General features: G+C 66.3%; 13 protein-coding genes and 3 rRNA genes. 7 read left to right on the top strand and 9 right to left on the bottom strand.

Annotated features, from left to right (window positions below; all coding sequences use genetic code 11):
* Positions 1 to 153: 153 nt before the first annotated feature.
* The 5 genes from BKK80_RS24835 to BKK80_RS24815 all read right to left on the bottom strand — a co-directional run bounded on the left by BKK80_RS24835 (position 154) and on the right by BKK80_RS24815 (position 7,620).
* Positions 154 to 636, bottom strand: a complete 483-nt coding sequence (locus BKK80_RS24835) for a hypothetical protein (RefSeq protein WP_071039701.1) — start codon at positions 634 to 636, stop codon at positions 154 to 156.
* A gap of 281 nt (positions 637 to 917) precedes the next feature.
* A 5S ribosomal RNA gene (rrf, locus tag BKK80_RS24830) occupies positions 918 to 1,031 on the bottom strand.
* A gap of 122 nt (positions 1,032 to 1,153) precedes the next feature.
* Positions 1,154 to 4,032: ribosomal RNA gene (locus BKK80_RS24825) — 23S ribosomal RNA — on the bottom strand.
* A 330-nt stretch (positions 4,033 to 4,362) separates the two neighbouring features.
* Positions 4,363 to 5,894 (bottom strand): 16S ribosomal RNA (locus tag BKK80_RS24820).
* The 16S, 23S and 5S rRNA genes sit together here, the layout of an rRNA operon.
* A gap of 628 nt (positions 5,895 to 6,522) precedes the next feature.
* Positions 6,523 to 7,620 (bottom strand): branched-chain amino acid aminotransferase, encoded by a 1,098-nt coding sequence (locus BKK80_RS24815; RefSeq protein WP_071021221.1) that lies wholly within the window; start codon positions 7,618 to 7,620, stop codon positions 6,523 to 6,525.
* 615 nt (positions 7,621 to 8,235) lie between these two features.
* On the opposite strand from BKK80_RS24815, the gene BKK80_RS24810 reads away from it, so the two are divergent.
* From BKK80_RS24810 to BKK80_RS24800, 3 genes are all read left to right on the top strand, one after another.
* A complete protein-coding gene (locus tag BKK80_RS24810; RefSeq protein ID WP_071021225.1) occupies positions 8,236 to 8,463 on the top strand; it encodes a hypothetical protein in 228 nt (75 codons plus the stop codon).
* Between the two features lie 192 nt (positions 8,464 to 8,655).
* A complete protein-coding gene (locus tag BKK80_RS24805) occupies positions 8,656 to 9,408 on the top strand; it encodes a flagellar brake protein (protein ID WP_071021228.1) in 753 nt (250 codons plus the stop codon).
* Positions 9,409 to 9,724: 316 nt separating this feature from the next.
* Positions 9,725 to 11,338 (top strand): M20/M25/M40 family metallo-hydrolase, encoded by a 1,614-nt coding sequence (locus BKK80_RS24800; RefSeq protein WP_084545744.1) that lies wholly within the window; start codon positions 9,725 to 9,727, stop codon positions 11,336 to 11,338.
* 162 nt (positions 11,339 to 11,500) lie between these two features.
* Here the strand turns inward: BKK80_RS24800 and BKK80_RS24795 are convergent, their stop codons facing one another.
* Both BKK80_RS24795 and BKK80_RS24790 read right to left on the bottom strand, forming a co-directional pair.
* Entirely contained in the window at positions 11,501 to 12,499 is a 999-nt protein-coding gene (locus tag BKK80_RS24795) for a Bug family tripartite tricarboxylate transporter substrate binding protein (RefSeq protein ID WP_071021230.1), read from the bottom strand.
* 50 nt (positions 12,500 to 12,549) lie between these two features.
* Positions 12,550 to 13,695: a M20 family metallopeptidase gene (locus BKK80_RS24790; protein ID WP_071022760.1), complete on the bottom strand. Its 1,146-nt coding sequence runs from the start codon at positions 13,693 to 13,695 to the stop codon at positions 12,550 to 12,552.
* Between the two features lie 151 nt (positions 13,696 to 13,846).
* Here BKK80_RS24790 and BKK80_RS24785 point away from each other — a divergent pair, with 151 nt between their 5' ends.
* Complete coding sequence (locus tag BKK80_RS24785; RefSeq protein ID WP_071021233.1) at positions 13,847 to 14,752, top strand: MurR/RpiR family transcriptional regulator; 906 nt, start codon at positions 13,847 to 13,849, stop codon at positions 14,750 to 14,752.
* A gap of 48 nt (positions 14,753 to 14,800) precedes the next feature.
* Here BKK80_RS24785 and BKK80_RS24780 read toward each other — a convergent pair whose 3' ends face one another.
* Complete coding sequence (locus BKK80_RS24780; RefSeq protein ID WP_071022763.1) at positions 14,801 to 15,742, bottom strand: LysR family transcriptional regulator; 942 nt, start codon at positions 15,740 to 15,742, stop codon at positions 14,801 to 14,803.
* Positions 15,743 to 16,025: 283 nt separating this feature from the next.
* On the opposite strand from BKK80_RS24780, the gene BKK80_RS24775 reads away from it, so the two are divergent.
* The 3 genes from BKK80_RS24775 to BKK80_RS24765 are packed head-to-tail and all read left to right on the top strand — an operon-like array spanning position 16,026 to position 20,003.
* Complete coding sequence (locus BKK80_RS24775; protein WP_071021236.1) at positions 16,026 to 17,375, top strand: DUF3100 domain-containing protein; 1,350 nt, start codon at positions 16,026 to 16,028, stop codon at positions 17,373 to 17,375.
* 55 nt (positions 17,376 to 17,430) lie between these two features.
* On the top strand, positions 17,431 to 18,600 hold the full coding sequence (locus BKK80_RS24770; RefSeq protein ID WP_071071700.1) for a M20 aminoacylase family protein: 1,170 nt from the start codon (positions 17,431 to 17,433) through the stop codon (positions 18,598 to 18,600).
* Positions 18,601 to 18,620: 20 nt separating this feature from the next.
* Positions 18,621 to 20,003: an L-serine ammonia-lyase gene (locus BKK80_RS24765; RefSeq protein ID WP_071021241.1), complete on the top strand. Its 1,383-nt coding sequence runs from the start codon at positions 18,621 to 18,623 to the stop codon at positions 20,001 to 20,003.
* Between the two features lie 34 nt (positions 20,004 to 20,037).
* Here BKK80_RS24765 and BKK80_RS24760 read toward each other — a convergent pair whose 3' ends face one another.
* Complete coding sequence (locus BKK80_RS24760) at positions 20,038 to 20,766, bottom strand: haloacid dehalogenase type II (protein ID WP_071021244.1); 729 nt, start codon at positions 20,764 to 20,766, stop codon at positions 20,038 to 20,040.
* Positions 20,767 to 20,778: the final 12 nt, after the last annotated feature.

Below are 20,778 nucleotides of genomic sequence, written 5' to 3'. Positions count from 1 at the left end.
CCCGCCCTCGCCGACTGGCGAACAGGCGGACGGGCGGACGGGCCTGGCCTCAGGCGGTCAAGCGCTCAGGCCGTGCGGCGGAATCAGTCGAATGGGAATAGCGGGTACGCGCGGCACGCGCAGGTGCCGAGCGCGCGGCGCCGGCGAGGCGCCTCAGGCGGAAAGGCTTCGGGGAGGCTTGAAGCAGGCCGCAGCCAGCGCGTCAGCGCGGCCCGGGCAAGAAGACGGGGGAAAATCGGGCGCCTGTGCCAGGCTGACCTGGGGCAGCACGAACAGCGCACCGGATTCCTCGATTTCGTCGAGGACGTCGAGCGGATCGAGCAGGTCGGCCGCCCAGATATCACAGTAACCGGGCGGCGGCTCGTCGGAGGCCGCCATCTCGGGCTCACCGAAGTCGGGAAAATCCTCGTCGTCGAGCACCAGTTCGAGCATGCTGCCCTGCGCTACGCGCTCGACAGTGCGGTCGATGGCACGCTCCGCCGTCCGCTCGACGGTCGGCTCAGGCAGCGCCGGCCGGGTCGCTGCATGCGCGCCGCCAGCCGGGCAGGCCCCGCCGGCAGCGTGCGCCGGCACCGTCGTCCCGAAAGACAACAGGCAAAGGCAGGCGACGGCGAACAGCAGGTAGAGGGCGCGCATGGAGGAGAGACGGTGCAGCCGACGTTGCGACGAACTTGGGATGGCGTCTTGCTGCAGGACAACATTGTAACGGAATGCAAGGCATAGACCATCGCTAGCCCTTCTGCGTTCCTTGGAAAGCGACAATGCCTGCCGTTCGCGTCAGCCCCCAGGGAGTCCTGAGCAATCCCGGCAGGCGTCCATGCAGGGTCACGACTGTCATGACATCTCGACGTTCCGGCGCGCCGCAAAGACAAAACCCCTCGCAGCGTTTGCTGTCGAGGGGTTTTGCGGGAGAGAGAGCCTGGCGATGACCTACTTTCACACGGGTAGTCCGCACTATCATCGGCGCAAAGTCGTTTCACGGTCCTGTTCGGGATGGGAAGGGGTGGTTCCGACTCGCTATGGTCACCAGGCATAAGGGGTTGCTGCGCCGGGGTTGAGCCGTCGCAGCGAATAGGGATGTAGTCTTGGTTGTGAGGTATCGGCACCGTTCTGGGCACACGCGATACGTCAACCAGTGAAACACACTGGTTATAGGATCAAGCCTTACGGGCAATTAGTACTGGTTAGCTTAACGCATTACTGCGCTTCCACACCCAGCCTATCAACGTCCTGGTCTCGAACGACCCTTCAAGGAGGTCAAGCCTCCAGGGAATCCTCATCTTCAGGCGAGTTTCCCGCTTAGATGCTTTCAGCGGTTATCTCTTCCGTACATAGCTACCCTGCGATGCCTCTGGCGAGACAACAGGTACACCAGCGGTACGTCCACTCCGGTCCTCTCGTACTAGGAGCAGCCCCCGTCAAGATTCCAACGCCCACGGCAGATAGGGACCAAACTGTCTCACGACGTTTTAAACCCAGCTCACGTACCTCTTTAAATGGCGAACAGCCATACCCTTGGGACCGGCTACAGCCCCAGGATGAGATGAGCCGACATCGAGGTGCCAAACACCGCCGTCGATATGAACTCTTGGGCGGTATCAGCCTGTTATCCCCAGAGTACCTTTTATCCGTTGAGCGATGGCCCTTCCATACAGAACCACCGGATCACTATGTCCTGCTTTCGCACCTGCTCGACTTGTCGGTCTCGCAGTTAAGCACGCTTTTGCCATTGCACTTTAGGTACGATGTCCGACCGTACCAAGCGTACCTTCGAACTCCTCCGTTACACTTTGGGAGGAGACCGCCCCAGTCAAACTGCCTACCATGCACTGTCCCCGACCCGGATTCACGGGCCAAGGTTAGAACCTCAAACAAACCAGGGTGGTATTTCAAGGACGGCTCCACCGGAACTAGCGTCCCGGTTTCAAAGCCTCCCACCTATCCTACACAGATCGGTTCAAAGTCCAATGCAAAGCTACAGTAAAGGTTCATGGGGTCTTTCCGTCTAGCCGCGGGGAGATTGCATCATCACAAACACTTCAACTTCGCTGAGTCTCGGGAGGAGACAGTGTGGCCATCGTTACGCCATTCGTGCAGGTCGGAACTTACCCGACAAGGAATTTCGCTACCTTAGGACCGTTATAGTTACGGCCGCCGTTTACCGGGACTTCAATCAAGAGCTTGCACCCCATCATTTAATCTTCCGGCACCGGGCAGGCGTCACACCCTATACGTCCACTTTCGTGTTTGCAGAGTGCTGTGTTTTTATTAAACAGTCGCAGCCACCAGTTTATTGCAACCCCTTCACCCTTCTGGCGCAGGCCAGTCAAGCTACCAGGGCGTACCTTATCCCGAAGTTACGGTACCAATTTGCCGAGTTCCTTCTCCCGAGTTCTCTCAAGCGCCTTAGAATACTCATCTCGCCCACCTGTGTCGGTTTGCGGTACGGTCTCGTATGACTGAAGCTTAGAGGCTTTTCTTGGAACCACTTCCGATTGCTTCGCGACGCATGGTCGCTCGCCCCACAGCCTTGAATCCCGCGCCCGGATTTGCCTAAGCGCCTTCTCCACTGCAGGGACCGGGACTTCCAACACCCGGACAACCTTCCGCGATCCGTCCCCCCATCGCATCATACGACGGTGCAGGAATATTAACCTGCTTCCCATCAGCTACGCATCTCTGCCTCGCCTTAGGGGCCGACTCACCCTACGCCGATGAACGTTGCGTAGGAAACCTTGGGCTTACGGCGAGGGGGCCTTTCACCCCCTTTATCGCTACTCATGTCAGCATTCGCACTTCTGATACCTCCAGCATCCTTTACAAGACACCTTCACAGGCTTACAGAACGCTCTCCTACCACGCGCTTGCGCGCGTCCGCAGCTTCGGTGACTGGCTTAGCCCCGTTACATCTTCCGCGCAGGACGACTCGATCAGTGAGCTATTACGCTTTCTTTAAAGGGTGGCTGCTTCTAAGCCAACCTCCTGACTGTTTTAGCCTTCCCACTTCGTTTCCCACTTAGCCAATCTTTGGGACCTTAGCTGGCGGTCTGGGTTGTTTCCCTCTTGACACCGGACGTTAGCACCCGATGTCTGTCTCCCGTGATTGCACTCTTCGGTATTCGGAGTTTGCTATGGCGGGGTAATCAGCAATAGACCCCCCAACCATGACAGTGCTCTACCCCCGAAGGTGAGACACGAGGCACTACCTAAATAGTTTTCGGAGAGAACCAGCTATTTCCAGATTTGTTTAGCCTTTCACCCCTATCCACAGCTCATCCCCTAGTTTTTCAACACTAGTGGGTTCGGTCCTCCAGTACGTGTTACCGCACCTTCAACCTGGCCATGGATAGATCATCTGGTTTCGGGTCTACACCCAGCGACTGAACGCCCTGTTCGGACTCGCTTTCGCTACGCCTGCCCTAATCGGTTAAGCTTGCCACTGAATGTAAGTCGCTGACCCATTATACAAAAGGTACGCCGTCACCCGTTTCCAGGCTCCGACTGTTTGTATGCATGCGGTTTCAGGATCTATTTCACTCCCCTCCCGGGGTTCTTTTCGCCTTTCCCTCACGGTACTGGTTCACTATCGGTCGATCACGAGTATTTAGCCTTGGAGGATGGTCCCCCCATCTTCAGACAGGATTTCACGTGTCCCGCCCTACTTGTCGTACACCTAGTTCCACAACGCTGTTTTCGCATACAGGGCTATCACCTGCTATGGCCGGGCTTTCCATCCCGTTCTGCTAACAATGCTGCTAAAGAGTACAAGGCTGTTCCCATTTCGTTCGCCACTACTCTGGGAATCTCGGTTGATTTCTGTTCCTGCAGCTACTTAGATGTTTCAGTTCGCCGCGTTCGCTTCCCTTGCCTATGTATTCAGCAAGGGATGACCCATACGGGCCGGGTTTCCCCATTCGGACATCTCCGGATCAAAGCTCGTTTGCCAGCTCCCCGAAGCTTTTCGCAGGCTACCGCGTCCTTCATCGCCTGTGATCGCCAAGGCATCCACCACATGCACTTGTTCGCTTGACCCTATAACGAGTGTGTCTCAAGCTCGCGCTTGAAACGCTTCATTACAGGTTGAGTTCTCGCATTTGTGCCGTATTCCAAGTCATCTTTCGATCACTTAAATACTTTGGTTGATACAATCACAACCCGGTATCACGTTAAACTACTGCGCGTCTCATCAACACGCCGTGACACCTTTACTACATCCCATATTGTTAAAGAACAGCCGAATTTCCTCGCTTGGCAATGCCAAATGCAAGCGCTCGATATCAAGCACTTGCATTTGGCCATGTCCTGGCCGCAACAACAAACAACCGATAAGTGTGAGTGCTCGACTCGGAATGCACGCTCTGGAAAGGAGGTGATCCAGCCGCACCTTCCGGTACGGCTACCTTGTTACGACTTCACCCCAGTCATGAACCCTGCCGTGGTAATCGCCCTCCTTGCGGTTAGGCTAACTACTTCTGGCAAAACCCACTCCCATGGTGTGACGGGCGGTGTGTACAAGACCCGGGAACGTATTCACCGCGGCATGCTGATCCGCGATTACTAGCGATTCCAGCTTCACGTAGTCGAGTTGCAGACTACGATCCGGACTACGATGCGTTTTCTGGGATTAGCTCCCCCTCGCGGGTTGGCAACCCTCTGTACGCACCATTGTATGACGTGTGAAGCCCTACCCATAAGGGCCATGAGGACTTGACGTCATCCCCACCTTCCTCCGGTTTGTCACCGGCAGTCTCTCTAGAGTGCCCTTTCGTAGCAACTAGAGACAAGGGTTGCGCTCGTTGCGGGACTTAACCCAACATCTCACGACACGAGCTGACGACAGCCATGCAGCACCTGTGTCCACTTTCCCTTTCGGGCACCTGATGCATCTCTGCTTCGTTAGTGGCATGTCAAGGGTAGGTAAGGTTTTTCGCGTTGCATCGAATTAATCCACATCATCCACCGCTTGTGCGGGTCCCCGTCAATTCCTTTGAGTTTTAATCTTGCGACCGTACTCCCCAGGCGGTCAACTTCACGCGTTAGCTTCGTTACTGAAGAAATGAATCCCCAACAACTAGTTGACATCGTTTAGGGCGTGGACTACCAGGGTATCTAATCCTGTTTGCTCCCCACGCTTTCGTGCATGAGCGTCAGTCACGTCCCAGGGGGCTGCCTTCGCCATCGGTATTCCTCCACATCTCTACGCATTTCACTGCTACACGTGGAATTCTACCCCCCTCTGACGCACTCTAGCCTTGCAGTCACAAGCGCCATTCCCAGGTTGAGCCCGGGGATTTCACGCCTGTCTTACAAAACCGCCTGCGCACGCTTTACGCCCAGTAATTCCGATTAACGCTCGCACCCTACGTATTACCGCGGCTGCTGGCACGTAGTTAGCCGGTGCTTATTCTTCCGGTACCGTCATCCCTCCGGGGTATTAGCCCAAAGGATTTCTTTCCGGACAAAAGTGCTTTACAACCCGAAGGCCTTCTTCACACACGCGGCATTGCTGGATCAGGGTTGCCCCCATTGTCCAAAATTCCCCACTGCTGCCTCCCGTAGGAGTCTGGGCCGTGTCTCAGTCCCAGTGTGGCTGATCGTCCTCTCAGACCAGCTACTGATCGTCGCCTTGGTGAGCCTTTACCTCACCAACTAGCTAATCAGACATCGGCCGCTCCTATTGCGCGAGGCCTTGCGGTCCCCCGCTTTCACCCTCAGGTCGTATGCGGTATTAGCTAATCTTTCGACTAGTTATCCCCCACAACAGGGCACGTTCCGATGTATTACTCACCCGTTCGCCACTCGCCGCCAGACCGAAGTCCGCGCTGCCGTTCGACTTGCATGTGTAAGGCATGCCGCCAGCGTTCAATCTGAGCCAGGATCAAACTCTTCAGTTCAATCTCTGTGTGGTTCCGCGCAGTTGCCTGCTGAAACCTCGCTCTTTCGAGCGGTCGCTCACTCTCAGAAAACTGACTGGCTCCGTCCGAAGACGAAACCAAACATGTTTACTGTGCGAGCACTGATAACTTGCAAGCTAGAAGACCAGGGTCTTCCGCATTCATTATCAAGCACCCACACTTATCGGTGTTTGTTTGTTAAAGAACCACCCTCTCGGGCCGCATCCGGCTTTGCCGGTTTGCGTTGCCGCTGCGTTATGTCTGCAGCGAAGGAACGAGACTATAAAGAATTTTTCGAGATCAATCAAGCGATTTCTAGAATTTCTTTTATTCGGACGCCGCACTCATTCGAGCCGCTCCAATCCTGCCATTCCCTCCCCGTCACGCGGTGCGCTGCGAACGGGGAGGCGAATACTAATGCCTCGATAACCAATTGGCAAGGCTTTTCAGAAAAAAATCCCAAGCGCCTCTTCTATCCGCTTGCCATCTCCGCTCATACCCTGGTGAACCCTGGACCGGCCCAGGCTATCCGGGAACAGAAGCCCTCCCCGCGGCCCCGCCTCGCCTTGCGCGCCGGCCGCAGCACCAGGACGGGGAACCCTCGAGCGGATCGCGGGCCGGAGCTGGCTTAGAACAGGCGGTCCATCCAGCCATGCGGATCTGCCGCGCGGCCCTGCTGCAGGTCGACCAGCGCGTTCTTCAGGCGCATCGTCAGGTTGCCGGCGCCGCCATCGCCGATCGTGAAGTTGTGCTTGTGGCCCTTCACCGTGCCGATGGGCGTCACCACGGCGGCCGTGCCGCAGGCAAAGGCTTCGCGCAGGCGGCCGCTCCGGGCATCGGCCTGCCATTGGTCGATCGAGTACGGCTCTTCACGTACCGTCAGGCCCATGTCTCGGGCCAGGACGATGAGCGACTCGCGCGTGATACCGGGCAGGATGGTGCCGGTGAGCGGCGGCGTCTGCAGCGAGCCATCGTCGAAGACGAAGAAGACATTCATGCCGCCGAGTTCTTCCACCCAGCGCCGCTCGACCGCGTCGAGGAAGACCACCTGGTCGCAGCCCTCGCGCGAGGCCTCGGCCTGCGCCAGCAGGCTGGCCGCATAGTTACCGCCGCACTTGGCCTCGCCCGTGCCGCCAGGCGCGGCACGCGTGTAGTTGTCCGACACCCAGATGGTGACCGCCGGGTTGCTGCCCTTGAAGTACGCGCCCACCGGGCAGGCCGTCACGCAATACAGGTATTCGGCCGCCGGCTTGACGCCCAGCGCCACCTCGGTAGCCATCATGAAAGGGCGCAGATACAGCGAACCGCCCTGCACGGTGGGAATCCACTCGCGGTCCAGGCGCACCAGTTCGCGCACGGACTCCAGGAACAGTGCCTCGGGCAGCTCCGGCATGGCCAGGCGGCGGGCCGAGTTGCGGAAGCGGCGCGCATTGGCGTCAGGGCGGAACAGCGCACCACCGCCATCGGGCAGGCGATAGGCCTTCATCCCCTCGAAAATCTCTTGTGCGTAGTGGAACACCTGCATGGCCGGATCGCACTCGAAGGGGCCGCGCGCGGCGATCCTGGCGTCGTGCCAGCCCTTGCCCTCGGTGTAGCGGATGGTCGCCATGTGATCGGAGAACACCCTGCCGAAGGCGGGATTCTCCAGCAAACGCGCACGCTCCGCGGCGGCCACGGGGTGTTGGCTGGGTTCGATGGAAAAGACTGCTTCGACATTGCTGCTCATACCGGCTCCCAAATATGCAAGGCGCTCACACACGCCCGAGACCGATATTGTGCGCCAATGCAGGCAGATTGAGGCGCTGTATTGGTGCCGGCAGCAGCGGACGGCGGGCAGCACCGCACAATCGACGGTGGAAACGGCCATCGCAACGCACTGCCGTGGCACTCCACCCTTCGCGCGAGAGCCTGACAAGACACCAGGGCAAACCCGGCGCCCGGACTAGCGCCCTCCCCCCCGCTACGGTGGGGGAAAAGGCGAGGCCCGCACTGCCGCTATCCATGTCAAGCGCATGACATGCCGTGCGTGAGTGACCGTGACGATGGTCCTTCGCAGAGCCCGCCCCGCGGGCTCTCTTTTTTTTGAGGCCCGGAAGTCTCGCGCGGAGACACCCCCCCCCCACCAGGGCGATGGCAGCACCTGTGGCCGATCCCGGCCGCCCGGAACGACCCTGATCGCATGGAAAGCTGCCTTTGAGTCACAGCCAAGGTGTCCTTGGCGGGGATTATTGCGCCGCCGCAAACTCGCCCTGCACGGTCTAGGGAAAACCCCTATAATGCCGCCACTCCTGATGACATGCTGGCGTCACGAACCCATGAATCCGCTGACGCCGATAATAAAATGAAGAAAGCCGCACTCTCCTTCCTGGCCCTGGCCGCCACCCTCGGCGCGCTGTCGACCCCCGTCTTCGCCCAGCAAGGCCCCCGCCCCTTCGACTCGGCCGCCCATGCCGGCCAGCGCGATGTCTACGTCGATGGCGCCATCAAGCCGCGCGCCCGCCAGATGACCCACTGGGGCGAGGAAGCCAGCCACTACATCGCCAACGGCGACGACCGCTTCCCCCACTGAGCGCCGACGGGCACCCCCGCCCGAGCCGGATGGGCGCGGCCTTGCCGCGCCACCGTTCCCCGCCGTTCCAGTGCCGCTTCCGGCACCTCGCCGCACGCGCCGCCGCGCACGTTGCCTGGCAGCCACGCCATGCCGCCAACAGGCAGGCGATAATCCCGTATCCCCTCGAAATGATGGTTTACGATCCGCCCCATGTCACCGACCGTGCAGCCGGCCACCGCGCAGGACGACTTCTGGCTCGACGAGCCGGCAAGCATCGCCCGTGTGCTGCGTGAACTGGCCCGCACGCGCACGCCGCTGCTGTTCGAGCCGGCCGGCATCCCGACCCGCCTGCTGCTGGCCGACGAGGACCGGCGCGCCTGCGTGCTCGAATGGTGCCGCAACGGGCGCGAACTGGAACGGCTGCTGAACGCCACCGGCCTGAGCCTGCGCGGCTCGCTGGGCGGTACGCCCATCCGCTTCGCCGCCGGCACGCCCGAGGTGACCCGCCTGGGCAATACGCCCGCCTTCCACATTCCCTTGCCTGCGCGCCTGCAGTACCTGCAGGCGCGCAGGCATTTCCGCGTCCGCCTGGCGGCGGCGCGCGGCTTCCGCTGCCGGCGGGAAGATGAGGCTGGTGGCCCGCCGCTGAGCCTGGACATCCGCGACCTGTCGCTGAGCGGCGTCGGCCTGCGCGTGCCGCTCGGCTTGCTGGCCGTCTTCGCGCCCGGACGGCTGCTGCCGGACTGCACGCTGGACTTCGGCCCTTTCGGCATCGTGCAGGCCAGCCTGCGCGTGGTACGGCACGGCCCCGCCACCCCGCAGGCGGACGCTCGGCGCAAGGTCGGCTGCGTCTTCGTCGATCTCGACGCCGGCACTCGGCGGCAACTGCAGCGCCTGGTGTTCGCGCTCGAAGTCGCGCCGGAAATCCCGCTGGAAGCCCCGCTGGAAACCCCGCCCGCCTGACGTCCCGCGCGCGGCCTCAAGCCCCGCGCCGCAGCGGATGCGCGGCATCGCTGCCGGCATGGCGCGCGGCCATCCCCGGCCCCCGCGCGATGCACGCCCTTGCCGTGATAGCGGGGCGCATCGCCGTCGCGCAATGCACAGGCGTCGCGCAACCGGTGGAGGCGCCCGCGGCGGCGCCGTCGAAGGCCGTCCGGCGCGGAAACGGCCGCCCGGCAGGCAAGGGACGCGCTACCATCTGAGCGCTGCACCGGCCACCCTGCCGGCCGATGACAAGACCAAGGCACCACAGCAGCCGACCTGGATCCACGAGGACACGATGAACGACCCGATACGAGCCCCCCGCACCGACCGCCAGCGCCCGCGCGCCCTGCGCCGCCCGCTCGCCTGGCCCCTGGCCGCCGCCCTGGGCGCGGCCCTGCTGGCCACCGGTGCCGGCGCCGCCACGCTCGACGGCGCCGCGCTGGAACAGGCGGCCATGCGAGCCGCCGCCGGCAGCTACCGCGAGTGGGTGGAACTGCTGGCCATGCCGAACGACGCCAACGTGCCGGCCGACATCCAGAAGAATGCCGCCTGGCTGGTGCAGGCCTTCGCGCGGCGCGGCTTCAACGCGCGCGAGCTGCCCAACGAGGGCAAGCCGATGGTCTACGCCGAGCTCAAGGCGCCGGCGGCGGCCGGCGCGGCGCCGCGCAAGACGGTGCTGTTCTACATGCATTTCGACGGCCAGTCGGTGACGCCGTCGCAGTGGGCGCAGCGCAGTCCCTGGGAGGCGGTGCTGAAGGCGCGCCAGGCCGACGGCAAGTGGGAGGCGCTGCCGCTGGAGCACCTCTACGGCGAGCGGGTCGATCCCGAGTGGCGGCTGTTCGCGCGCTCGTCCTCGGACGACAAAGGCCCCATCGTGATGTTCCTGGCGGCCGTCGACGCACTCAAGGCCGCCGGCGCCGAGCCGGCCGTGGACATCAAGGTCCTGCTCGATTCGGAAGAGGAAAAGGGCTCGCCTTCGCTGGGCAAGGTGATCGGCCAGAACCTGGCGCTGCTGCGCAACGATGGCATGGTGATCTTCGACGGCCCCATGCACCAGAGCAACCGGCCCACGCTGGTGTTCGGCAACCGCGGCGTGCTGCTGGTCAAGCTCAAGGTATTCGGCGCCGGCCAGGAGCTGCACAGCGGCCACTATGGCAACTACTCGGCCAATCCCGCCCAGCGCCTGGCCAGCCTGCTGGCCAGCATGAAGGACGAAGAGGGCCGCGTCACCATCCCGGGCTACTACAGCCCGGTCAGGCTCGACGACGAAGCGCGCCGCATCATGAGCGCCGTGCCGGACGACGAGGCGGCGCTGCGCCGCCGCCTGGGCATCGCCGCGGCCGAGCGGGTCGGCGCCAACTACCAGGAAGCCATGCAGTATCCGAGCCTGAACGTGCGCGGCATGGCCGCCGGCGACGTCGGCGCCAAGGCGCGCACCGTGGTGCCCTCGTCGGCGCTGGCGGAGATCGACATCCGCACGGTGCCCGAGACCAGCCCGGAATACCTGTTCGCCCGCCTCAAGGAACACGTGCAGAAGCAGGGCTACCACCTGGTCGAGGGCGAGCCGAGCGCGGAGGAGCGGGCGCGCTATCCCAAGCTGGCTTCGCTCAGCGCCGGCGAGGTGTCGGCCTCCAGTTCGGCGGCGCGGACACCGCTCGACGCCCCGGTCAGCCGCTGGCTGCAGCAGGCCATGCAGTCCACCTACGGCCAGGCGCCGGTGCAGATCCGCATGATGGGCGGCACGGTACCCACCGGCGCCGCGGTGCAGGCGCTGCAGTCGCCCTTCGTCATCGTGCCGCTGGTCAATGCCGACAACAACCAGCACAGCTACGACGAGAACATGCGGCTGGGCAACTACCGCGACGGCATCCGCACGGTGATGGGCATCCTGCAGACGCCCTACCGCTGACACCCTGTCGCTGAGACCCGATCGCCGGCGCACCGCCGGCGTCGCCTTGCCGGCCGCGCCATGCGAAGGCGGCAGGCCACGGTTTCCCGTGCCGGCCGCCGCCCGTCGATGCCACACCCCCGCCATACGCTACCGCGCCATGGCCCGGCGGGGTCCTCCCGTTTATTCCGCCGAGATCTTGGCGCGCTTGACCACCTCGCCGTAGCGCTGCAGCCGCTCGGCCATCATCTTCTCGAAGGCGGCCGGCGGCATGTCCTCCGGCGGCACCACGCCGCGCGAGCGCAGCGCCGCCTGCATGGCGGGATCGCTGGCGGCCTGGCGCACCGCCTGGTACAGCTTCTGCACCACCGGCTCCGGCGTGCCGGCAGGCGCGGCGATGCCGGTCCAGGAACTCAGGTTGAGCTGCGGATAGCCCAGTTCGGCGAAGGTCGGCACGTCGGGCAGCTGCGGCAGGCGCTGCTCGGACGCCACCGCCAGCGCGCGCACCTTGCCGTCCTTGATATGCGGCAGCATGATGACCAGGTTGTCCAGGATGAACTGCACCTCATTGCTCAGCACCGCCGTGATGAGCTGCGAGCCGCCGCGATAGGGGATGTGCGTGGCATAGATGCCGGTATTGGCCTTGAGCATCTCCACATTGAGCTGCCCCATGCTGCCGGCGCCGCCGCTGCCGTAGTCGAGCTTGCCGGGGTTCTTCTTCGCATAGGCGAGGAACTCGGCGAAGGTGCGCACCGGCAGGCTGGCATGGACCACCAGCGCATTGGGCTGGCGCCCCAGGATGGCGATGTTCTCGAAATCCTTGATCGGGTCGTAGCCGATGCGCGGCTGCGTCAGCGGATTGGCCAGGTGGCTGCTCTGCGAGGACACCACCAGCGTGTAGCCGTCGGGCTTGCTGCGCGCCACCGACTGCGTGGCGACCGAACCGCCGGCGCCCGGCCGATTGTCGACCACCACCGGCACGCCGAGGATGCGCGCCAGCGGGTCGGCGTACTGGCGCGCCATGATGTCGACCGAGCCGCCCGGCGGGAACGGCACGACCAGCGTGATGGGCTTGGCAGGCCAGGCGCCCTGGGCCAGCACGGCGGCCGGCGCGGCCGCGAGCGCCACGGCGCCCAGGCCCAGGCGGAGGAAGTGGCGACGGGTAGAGATCAGCTTCTGCATGGGAGATTAGGAAGAGCCAGGAAACTTGGGGGAAGGCCGGATCCAGCCGTTCAACGCAGGCCGAGGATGGTCAGTGCCAGCGCCTGCGCGCGCGGCACGAAGGTCGACAGCTCGCAGTACTCGCGTTCGGTATGTGCGTGGCCGCCCACCGGGCCGGTGCCGCACAGCGTGGGCGTGCCGACCGAGGCGGTCAGGCCGCTGTCGGCCGCGCCGCCGGTGAATTCGCCTTCGACGCGGAAGCCGAGCCGCTCGGCATTGCCCTGGTACAGCGCCAGCAGCGCGTCCGGGGTACGCGCCATCGGCATGGTGCGGCGCAGTTCGGTGATGCGGCCGCGCGTGCGCGGGATGGACTCTTCCTCGACGATGGCACGGATGCGCTCGACCAGGGCCTCCACGTCGGTCTCGGCGGTGAAGCGCACGTCGAGCTGGGCCTGCGCCTGCGGCGCCACCATGTTCGGCACGATGCCGCCCTGCACGCAGCCGACATTGGTGGTGATGCCCTGCCCGGCGTCGGTGAGGGCATGCAGCGCGACGATCTTGCGCGCCAGCGCGTCGATCGCACTCGCACCCTGCGCCGGATTGATGCCGGCGTGCGCCGCCACCCCTTCCACCTCGAACGCCACCACCATCGAGCCCTTGCGGCCGGTGACGAGGTTGCCGCTGACGCGGCCCGGCTCGGCGTTGAACACGGTGCGCACGCCGCGCGCCACCTCCATGATGCGCTCGCGCGTGGCGCCCGAGCCGATCTCCTCGTCGCAGGAGAAGAACAGGCGCAGCGGCGGCGCCTGGCGGCCCAGGCGCGCCAGCGCCTCGGCCACGAAGACGTTCATCACCAGGCCCGACTTCATGTCGGCCACGCCCGGCCCGTAGGCGCGCCCCGCCTCGATGCGGAAGGGCCTGCGTGCGACGGTGCCGGCCGGGTAGACCGTATCCATATGGCCCATCAGCAGGATCGGGCGCCCCTGGCCGGAACCGGGCAGCCCGGCGTCGAGGCAGACGCCGAAGCCGGGCACGGCATGGAAGGCCACGGCCATGCCGGCCTCGCGCAGGTGCGCGCCCAGGACCTCGGCCACCGCCGTCACGCCAGCCTCCTGGCGGCTGCCGCTGTCGATGTCGACGATGCGCTGCAGCAGCGCCTGCATGGCCGACTCGCGGCCGGCCAGCCAGGCCAGCACCGCTTCCTCATCTTTATCCATGCCACTGTCCCTGGCCGGTACGAACTCGTTCACTTCGTTCTCTTCGTTCTCTTGCATGCGGCTTGTGCTCCGGACGGCGGGTCCCGTCGATGATTCGACCATTGCAAACGTGATACGATCATGCAATACGTATTGCAAACATGTCAAGCCGATGAAATCCTCCAAGCCGGCCACGCCGGACGACGCCACCCTGCTGGACCGACTGGCCCGCGAGGCGGCCACGCTGACGGCGCGGGAACGCGAACTGGCGGCCGCGCTGGGCCAGGGCTATCCGCATGTGCTGCTGGAATCGGCCACCGCGCTGGCCGCGCAGCACGGCACCAGCGCCTCGACCGTGGTCAGGCTGTTTGCCAAGCTGGGCTACGCCAGCTATGCCGACGCGCAGCGCGAAGCGCGCGCCAGCGTGACGGCGGCGCTGCCCACCGCCGGCCTGCGCGCGCCCGCCGCCATCGGCGCCAAGCGCACGCTGCGCGACTGCCTGGACGATGCCCTGCGCCACGACCAGCACAATCTCGCCGCCACCCATGAATCGCTGGATCTTGCGGCCTTCGAGGCCATCGCGCACCTGCTCGCCACGGCCAAGGGCCGCATCTTCGTGCTGGCGCAGAAGAACAGCGCGCCGGTCAGCGCATGGCTGGCGCTGCACCTGAACATGTGCCGGCCCGACGTGCACGAGCTCGGCGCCGGTGCGGTCACGCCGACCGACGGCGTGCTCTGGCTCAAGCCGGACGACGTGCTGCTCGCCTTCAGCATCCGGCGCTATTCGCGCGCTCCGGTCAGCATCGCGCGCGTCTTCCGCGCACAGGGCGCCCGCGTCGTCGCCCTGTGCGACAGTCCGGCCGCGCCGCTGGTGCCGCTGGCGGACCACCACCTGCTGGTGCGCACCGCCAATGCCTCGCCCTTCGATTCCTACACGGCGGCGTTCTTTCTCTGCAATGCGCTGGTGTCGGCGGTGGTGCAGCTGCGCAAACCCGCCACCATCGATGCGCTGCAGCGCCGCGACGCGCTGTGGGAAGCCTTCGCCTCGGACCTGGTCGAAAGCACGCGCAAAGGCTGAGTGGAAACCCGCCGGTCGCACCGGCGCCCGGTGTCCTGAATCAGGGCTTCAAGCGTCGGAACACCGGCCGGCATCCCGCCGCAGCCACCTTGGCATGTCGGCCACGATCTGCCGCAGCAGGCTGGCCGCGGCCGGCGTCAGCGCCCGGCCCTGGCGCGACACCACCTGGACCTGCCCCTGCGACAGCAGCGGGTTGCCCATCGGCAGCGACACCAGCCGCTCGTCGCCATAGGACGACCATTGCGCGATGCGCGTGCACAGCGCGTAGCCAAGCCCGCCCATGACGAAGTGCCCGAGCGCGCTGAACGAGGAGGTGGTCAGCATCGACGGCAGGCGCACGCCTTCGCTGATCTCGGCGGCCTCGATATGCTGGCGCACGCCGAAGGTGCGGTGCAGCGTGGCCCCCGCATAGGGCAACAGATCCTGCAGCCGCAGCGGGCCGCGCTGCCGCGCCAGCGGGTGGGAGGCCAGCACCTGGGCTTCGATCGGCTGGGCATAGACATGGTGAGCGCGCAGCCGCGCATCGTGCGGCGGCTGGAACACCATGCCGATGTGGGCGGTGCCGTCGACGATGCGGCGCACGATGTCGTCGGTGCTGGCCACGTCGAGGTCCACGGTGATGCCGGGATGGGCCTGCATGAAAGTGCGCAGGCTATGGTGCATCATCCACTCGACGAAGCCCTCGCCGGCGACGATGTCGATATGCCCGCGCGCCACCTTCTCGATGCTGTCCATCTCGGCCAGCAGTTGCTGTTGCTGCCCCTGCTGGCTGCGCGCATAGGCCGCCAGCAGGTGGCCGGCCTCGGTGGCCATCACGCCGCGCCCATGGCGCTCCAGCAGGCGCGTGCCGCACTCCTTCTCCAGCACGCCGATGGCCCGGCTCACCGCCGACGGATCCATGTCCAGCACCTCGGCCGCGCCGCGCACCGAACCGCTCTCCAGCACCTGCATGAAGTAGCGCACGCGGCGCGTGTCGAGCCGATCGTCCATCAGCGTCATGGCAAGTCTCCGTCTTCGGGTCTTCCGGTCATGCGGTCATGCGGTCTTCTCGAGCGCGGCCGGCGCGGCGGGCACGGCACGTGCCGCGGGCCGGTCGCGCCGGCTGCGCGAGTGTTGCATTGAATGCAACAAGTTTCCCATATCCCGATCATTGATGAAACGCCCGTGGCTCGGAATACTTGTGCACTGCCCGCCGGCTGGCGGTCCGCTCACGGACCGCGATGACCGTGAGTCCGCCCGCCGCGGCCCGCCGGGCCCCTTAGCGAGACATGCCATGACCCACTCCCTGTCCCCCGGCGCCGCCGCGCCGTCCGCGCCCGGCCTCGGCGCCGTCACCGCCTTCGCCAAGTTCCGCCTGTTCGCCGTCACCCTCGCGGTGGTGGCGCTGGCCGAAGCCATCGGCCCGCTCCAGTTCAAGCTCGGTCCCGGCCGCGTGGTGCTGATGCCGATGATGTGGTCGCTGCTGATGGCCGCCGCCCTCGGCATCGCCAGCCGGCGCCTGCCGCGCCCGCTGTCGGTCGGCCCCGGCCTGCAGGCGCTGGCCACCGGCCTGCTCAATGCGGGGCTGCTGCTGTTCGTGGTCAAGCTCGGCCTCACCGTCGGCGTGGCGCTGCCCAAGGTCAGGGCGGCGGGCTGGGCCCTGCTGTTCCAGGAGTTCGGCCATGCACTCGGCACCCTGGCCCTGGGCCTGCCGCTCGCGCTGCTGCTCGGCCTCAAGCGGGAGGCGGTCGGCGCCACCTTCTCGGTGGGGCGCGAGGGCAATATCGCCATCATCAGCGAGAAGTACGGCATGGATTCGCCCGAAGGCCGCGGCGTGCTGGCGGAGTACATCACCGGCACGGTGCTGGGCGCGCTCTTCATCGCCATCCTGGCCGGCTTCCTCAGCAGCCTGCACGTGTTCGACCCGCGCTCGCTGGCCATGGGCGCGGGCGTCGGTTCGGGCAGCCTGATGGCGGCCGCCGTGGGCGCCATCCTGGCCCAGCACCCCGCCGAGCACGCGGCCGACATCACCGCCATCGCCGCCGCCTCCAACCTGCTGACCTCGGTGGCCGGCTTCTATTTCACGCTGTTCCTGTCGCTGCCGCTGTGCTCCTGGCTGTACGGCAAGCTCGAACCGGTGCTGGGCCGCCTCTCGCCGCGCCAGGCCGCCACCGGCAGCGCCAGCCTGGGCGCCGCCGTGCTGCCCGCGCACGGCCTGTCCGGCGCCGATACCATGCTCGGCTGGGCAGTGGTCGGCGCAGGCGTGCTGGTCGGCAACCGCCTCTCCTACCAGGTGCCGGTGCTGGTCTCGCTGGAAGGCGTGCTGGCCGTCGTCGCGCTGGTGGCGGCGTGCCACCTGGCCAAGCGCCTGCTGCCGCGCCTGCCGCTGCTGCTGATGCTGTCCATCGCCGCCACGCTGGCCGGCGTGCCGGGCCTGTTCCCCTTCTCCGATGCGCTCGTCGCGCTGGCCGACAAGCTCAACTTCATGACCTTCACCACGCCCGTGCTGGCGCTGGCCGGCTTCTCCGTGGCCAAGGACCTGCCCATCTTCCGCCAGCTCGGCTGGCGCATCGTGGTGGTCTCGCTGACCGCCACCGCCGGCACCTTCCTCGGCGCGACGCTGATCGCCGAGTGCTTCCACTGACCCGCATCGACGTCAAGACTTCAACACACCAAGACTTCCAGGAGCCCGAGCAGCCATGTACCGCGACCCTGACATCGCCGACGACATCCGCCAGAGCATGGTGGACTGGCGGCGCGACATCCACGCCTCGCCCGAAACCGCCTTCGAGGAGCACCGCACCGCCAATATCGTGGCGCATGCGCTCGAACTGATGGGGATCGAGGTCCACCGCGGCCTGGCCACCACCGGCGTGGTCGGCACCCTGCGCCACGGCGAGGGCCCCAGCATCGCGCTGCGCGCCGACCTCGACGCGCTCAATATGCAGGAGCTCGGCAGCGCTGCGCACGCCTCCACCTGCGCCGGCAAGATGCACGCCTGCGGGCACGACGGCCACACCGCCATGCTGCTCGGCGCGGCCGCCCACCTGGCGCGCCACAAGCCTTTCCGCGGCACCGTGCACTTCGTCTTCCAGCCCGCCGAGGAGAACGAGGGCGGCGGCCGCGTGATGGTGCAGGAGGGCCTGTTCGACAAGTTCCCCGCCGACGCCGTCTACGGCATGCACAACTTCCCCCAGCTGCCGCGCGGCAAGTTCGCCATCCGCCCCGGCACCATGACCGCCTTCCTCGACAACTTCGAGATCACCATCACCGGCAAGGGCTCGCACGGCGCCCAGCCGCACCACGGCATCGACCCCGTGGTGGTCTCGGCCCAGCTGGTGATGGCGCTGCAGACCATCGCCAGCCGCCGCACCGACGCCAACGACGCGGTGGTGGTCAGCATCACGCAGATCCACGGCGGCGACACCTGGAACGTGATTCCCGAATCCGTGGTGCTGCGCGGCACCACGCGCTCGCTCGACCCGGCCGTGCGCGAGCGCACCCAGCAGGCCATGCAGCAGATCTGCACCGGCGTGGCGCTGACGCACGGCGCACGCATCGCGCTGGATTTCCGCCCCGGCTACCCGGGCGTGGTCAACACGCCGGAGGAGACCGCGGCGGCGGTCGCCGCGGCGGCCAGCCTGGTCGGTACCGGCAACGTCAAGACCGACGTCAAGCCGGCCATGGGCTCGGAGGACTTCGCCTTCATGCTGGAGCAGCGCCCTGGCGCGTATATCGGCATCGGCGCCGGCGAAGGGCCCGACGATCCGCCGTTGCACAACCCCTACTACGACTTCAACGACCGCATCCTGCCGCTGGGCGCCGCCTACTGGGCCAGGCTGGTCGAGCGGCAGCTGCCGCTGGCCTGAAGCCGGATCCTCCTCAAGCCATGTTCCTGTCCGTCTTCGACATCTTCAAGATCGGCATCGGCCCGTCCAGCTCGCACACGGTGGGACCGATGCGCGCCGCCCTGCTGTTCGCGCGCGCCTTGCACGCGCAGGACCTGCTGCCCGCGGTGGCGCGGCTGCAGGTGGACCTGTACGGCTCGCTGGGCGCGACCGGGCGCGGGCACGCCACCGATACCGGCGTGCTGCTCGGCCTGATGGGCGAGGCGCCGGAGACGGTCGATCCCGACGCCGTGGCCACGCGCGTGGCGGCGGTGCGCCACGACGGCAGCCTGCCCCTGCTCGGCACGCACCGGATTGCCTTCGACGTCCGCCGCGACCTCGCCTTCCGCGGCGAGCGCGTGCTGCCCGCACACCCCAACGCGATGCGCCTGGCCGCCTTCGACGCCGGCGGCACGGCACTGCGCGAGGCCGAGTACTACTCGGTCGGCGGCGGCTTCGTCATCGAGCAGGGCGCCGCGCCAGGCGGTGCAGACGCGCGGCCCGTGCCGCCCTGCGTGTTCCACAGCGGCGATGAACTGATCGCGCTGGCGCTGGCACGCCGCCGCAGCATCGCCGCCCTGATGCTGGCGCGCGAATGCGCCTGGCAGCCGGCGGCCAAGGTGCGCGAAGGGCTGCGGGAGATCTGGCAGGTCATGCAGGCATGCGTGCAGCGCGGCCTCGGCCTGCGCGGCGCGGCACCGCAGACCCTGCCCGGCGCGCTGCGCATGCGGCGCCGCGCCCCCGAGCTCTACCGCGCGCTGGCGCAGGGCGGCGCCGCCGGCGCCGATCCGATGGCGGCGCTCGACTGGGTCAATGCCTGGGCCATGGCGGTCAACGAGGAGAACGCCGCCGGCGGGCGCGTGGTCACGGCGCCGACCAACGGCGCGGCCGGCATCGTGCCGGCGGTCCTGCACTACTACATGCGCTTCGTGCCAGGGGCCGACGAGGAAGGCATGGTGGACTTCCTGCTGACCGCCGCGGCCATCGGCATCCTCTACAAGACCAATGCGTCCATCTCCGGGGCCGAGGTCGGCTGCCAGGGCGAGGTCGGCGTGGCCTGCTCGATGGCGGCCGCGGGGCTGGCGGCCGCCCAGGGCGGCACGCCGCAGCAGGTGGAGAATGCCGCCGAGATCGGTATGGAACACAACCTGGGCCTGACCTGCGATCCGGTCGGCGGCATGGTGCAGATCCCCTGCGTCGAGCGCAACGCCATGGGCGCGGTCAAGGCCATCAACGCGGCGCGCATGGCGCTGCGCGGCGACGGCAGCCACTACGTCTCGCTCGACACCGTGATCCGTACCATGAAGCAGACCGGCGAGGACATGAAGGCCATCTACAAGGAAACCTCGCTCGGCGGCCTGGCCGTCAACGTGGTCGAGTGCTGACGGCGGGCGCCCGCGCGCTCCCGGCGCGGCGCGCTCAGCAACCGAAGCGCTGCGCCAGCTCGCCGAAGTCCGCCGCGACCACGTCCCAGTCCTGCTCGGCGGCCAGGTCGGTGGACTGGGCCGGGCCATGCTCGCGCGGACGCGCCACGAAGGCCGTGGACAGGCCGCAGGCGCGTGCCGCGGCGAGATCGCCGTTGTGCGCGGCGACCAGGCACAGTTCGGCCGGCGCCAGTCCCAGGATCTCCGCGGTCTGCAGGTAGACCGCCGGCGAAGGCTTGTAGTCGCGCACCACCTCGGCGCCGAGGATGGCGTCCCAGGGCAGGCCGGCGCGTTTGGCGATGTCCACCATCAGGCGGATGTTGCCGTTCGACAGCGGCGCGATGATGAAGCGCTGCTTGAGCCGTTGCAGGCCCTCGCGGCTGTCCGGCCACGGATCGAGGCGGTGCCAGGCCAGGTTGAGCGCATCGAGCTCCGCGCCCGGGATGCGCGCCACGTCGGCGCCGAGGCCGGCCAGCGCACGCACCAGGTTCTCCCGGTGCAGCACATCGAGCCGCACGAAACCGCGCCGGCCGCTGCGCACCTCGGCCATCGCCGGCACATATTCGCGCCGCCAGGCGTCGGCGAAGGCCTCCGGCTCCACCGCGAGTCCGTGCCGCGCGAGGAAGGGCGCGGCCTCGCGGGCCACGCAGGTCCGCCAGTCGACGACCGTGCCGAACACATCGAACACCAGTGCGCGCACCGTCTGGCTGAGATCGCCTGCCATGCTTGTTCTCCT

Source organism: Cupriavidus malaysiensis (genome assembly GCF_001854325.1).
Lineage (GTDB): Bacteria > Pseudomonadota > Gammaproteobacteria > Burkholderiales > Burkholderiaceae > Cupriavidus > Cupriavidus malaysiensis.
This window is presented reverse-complemented; position numbering and strand designations above follow the sequence as displayed.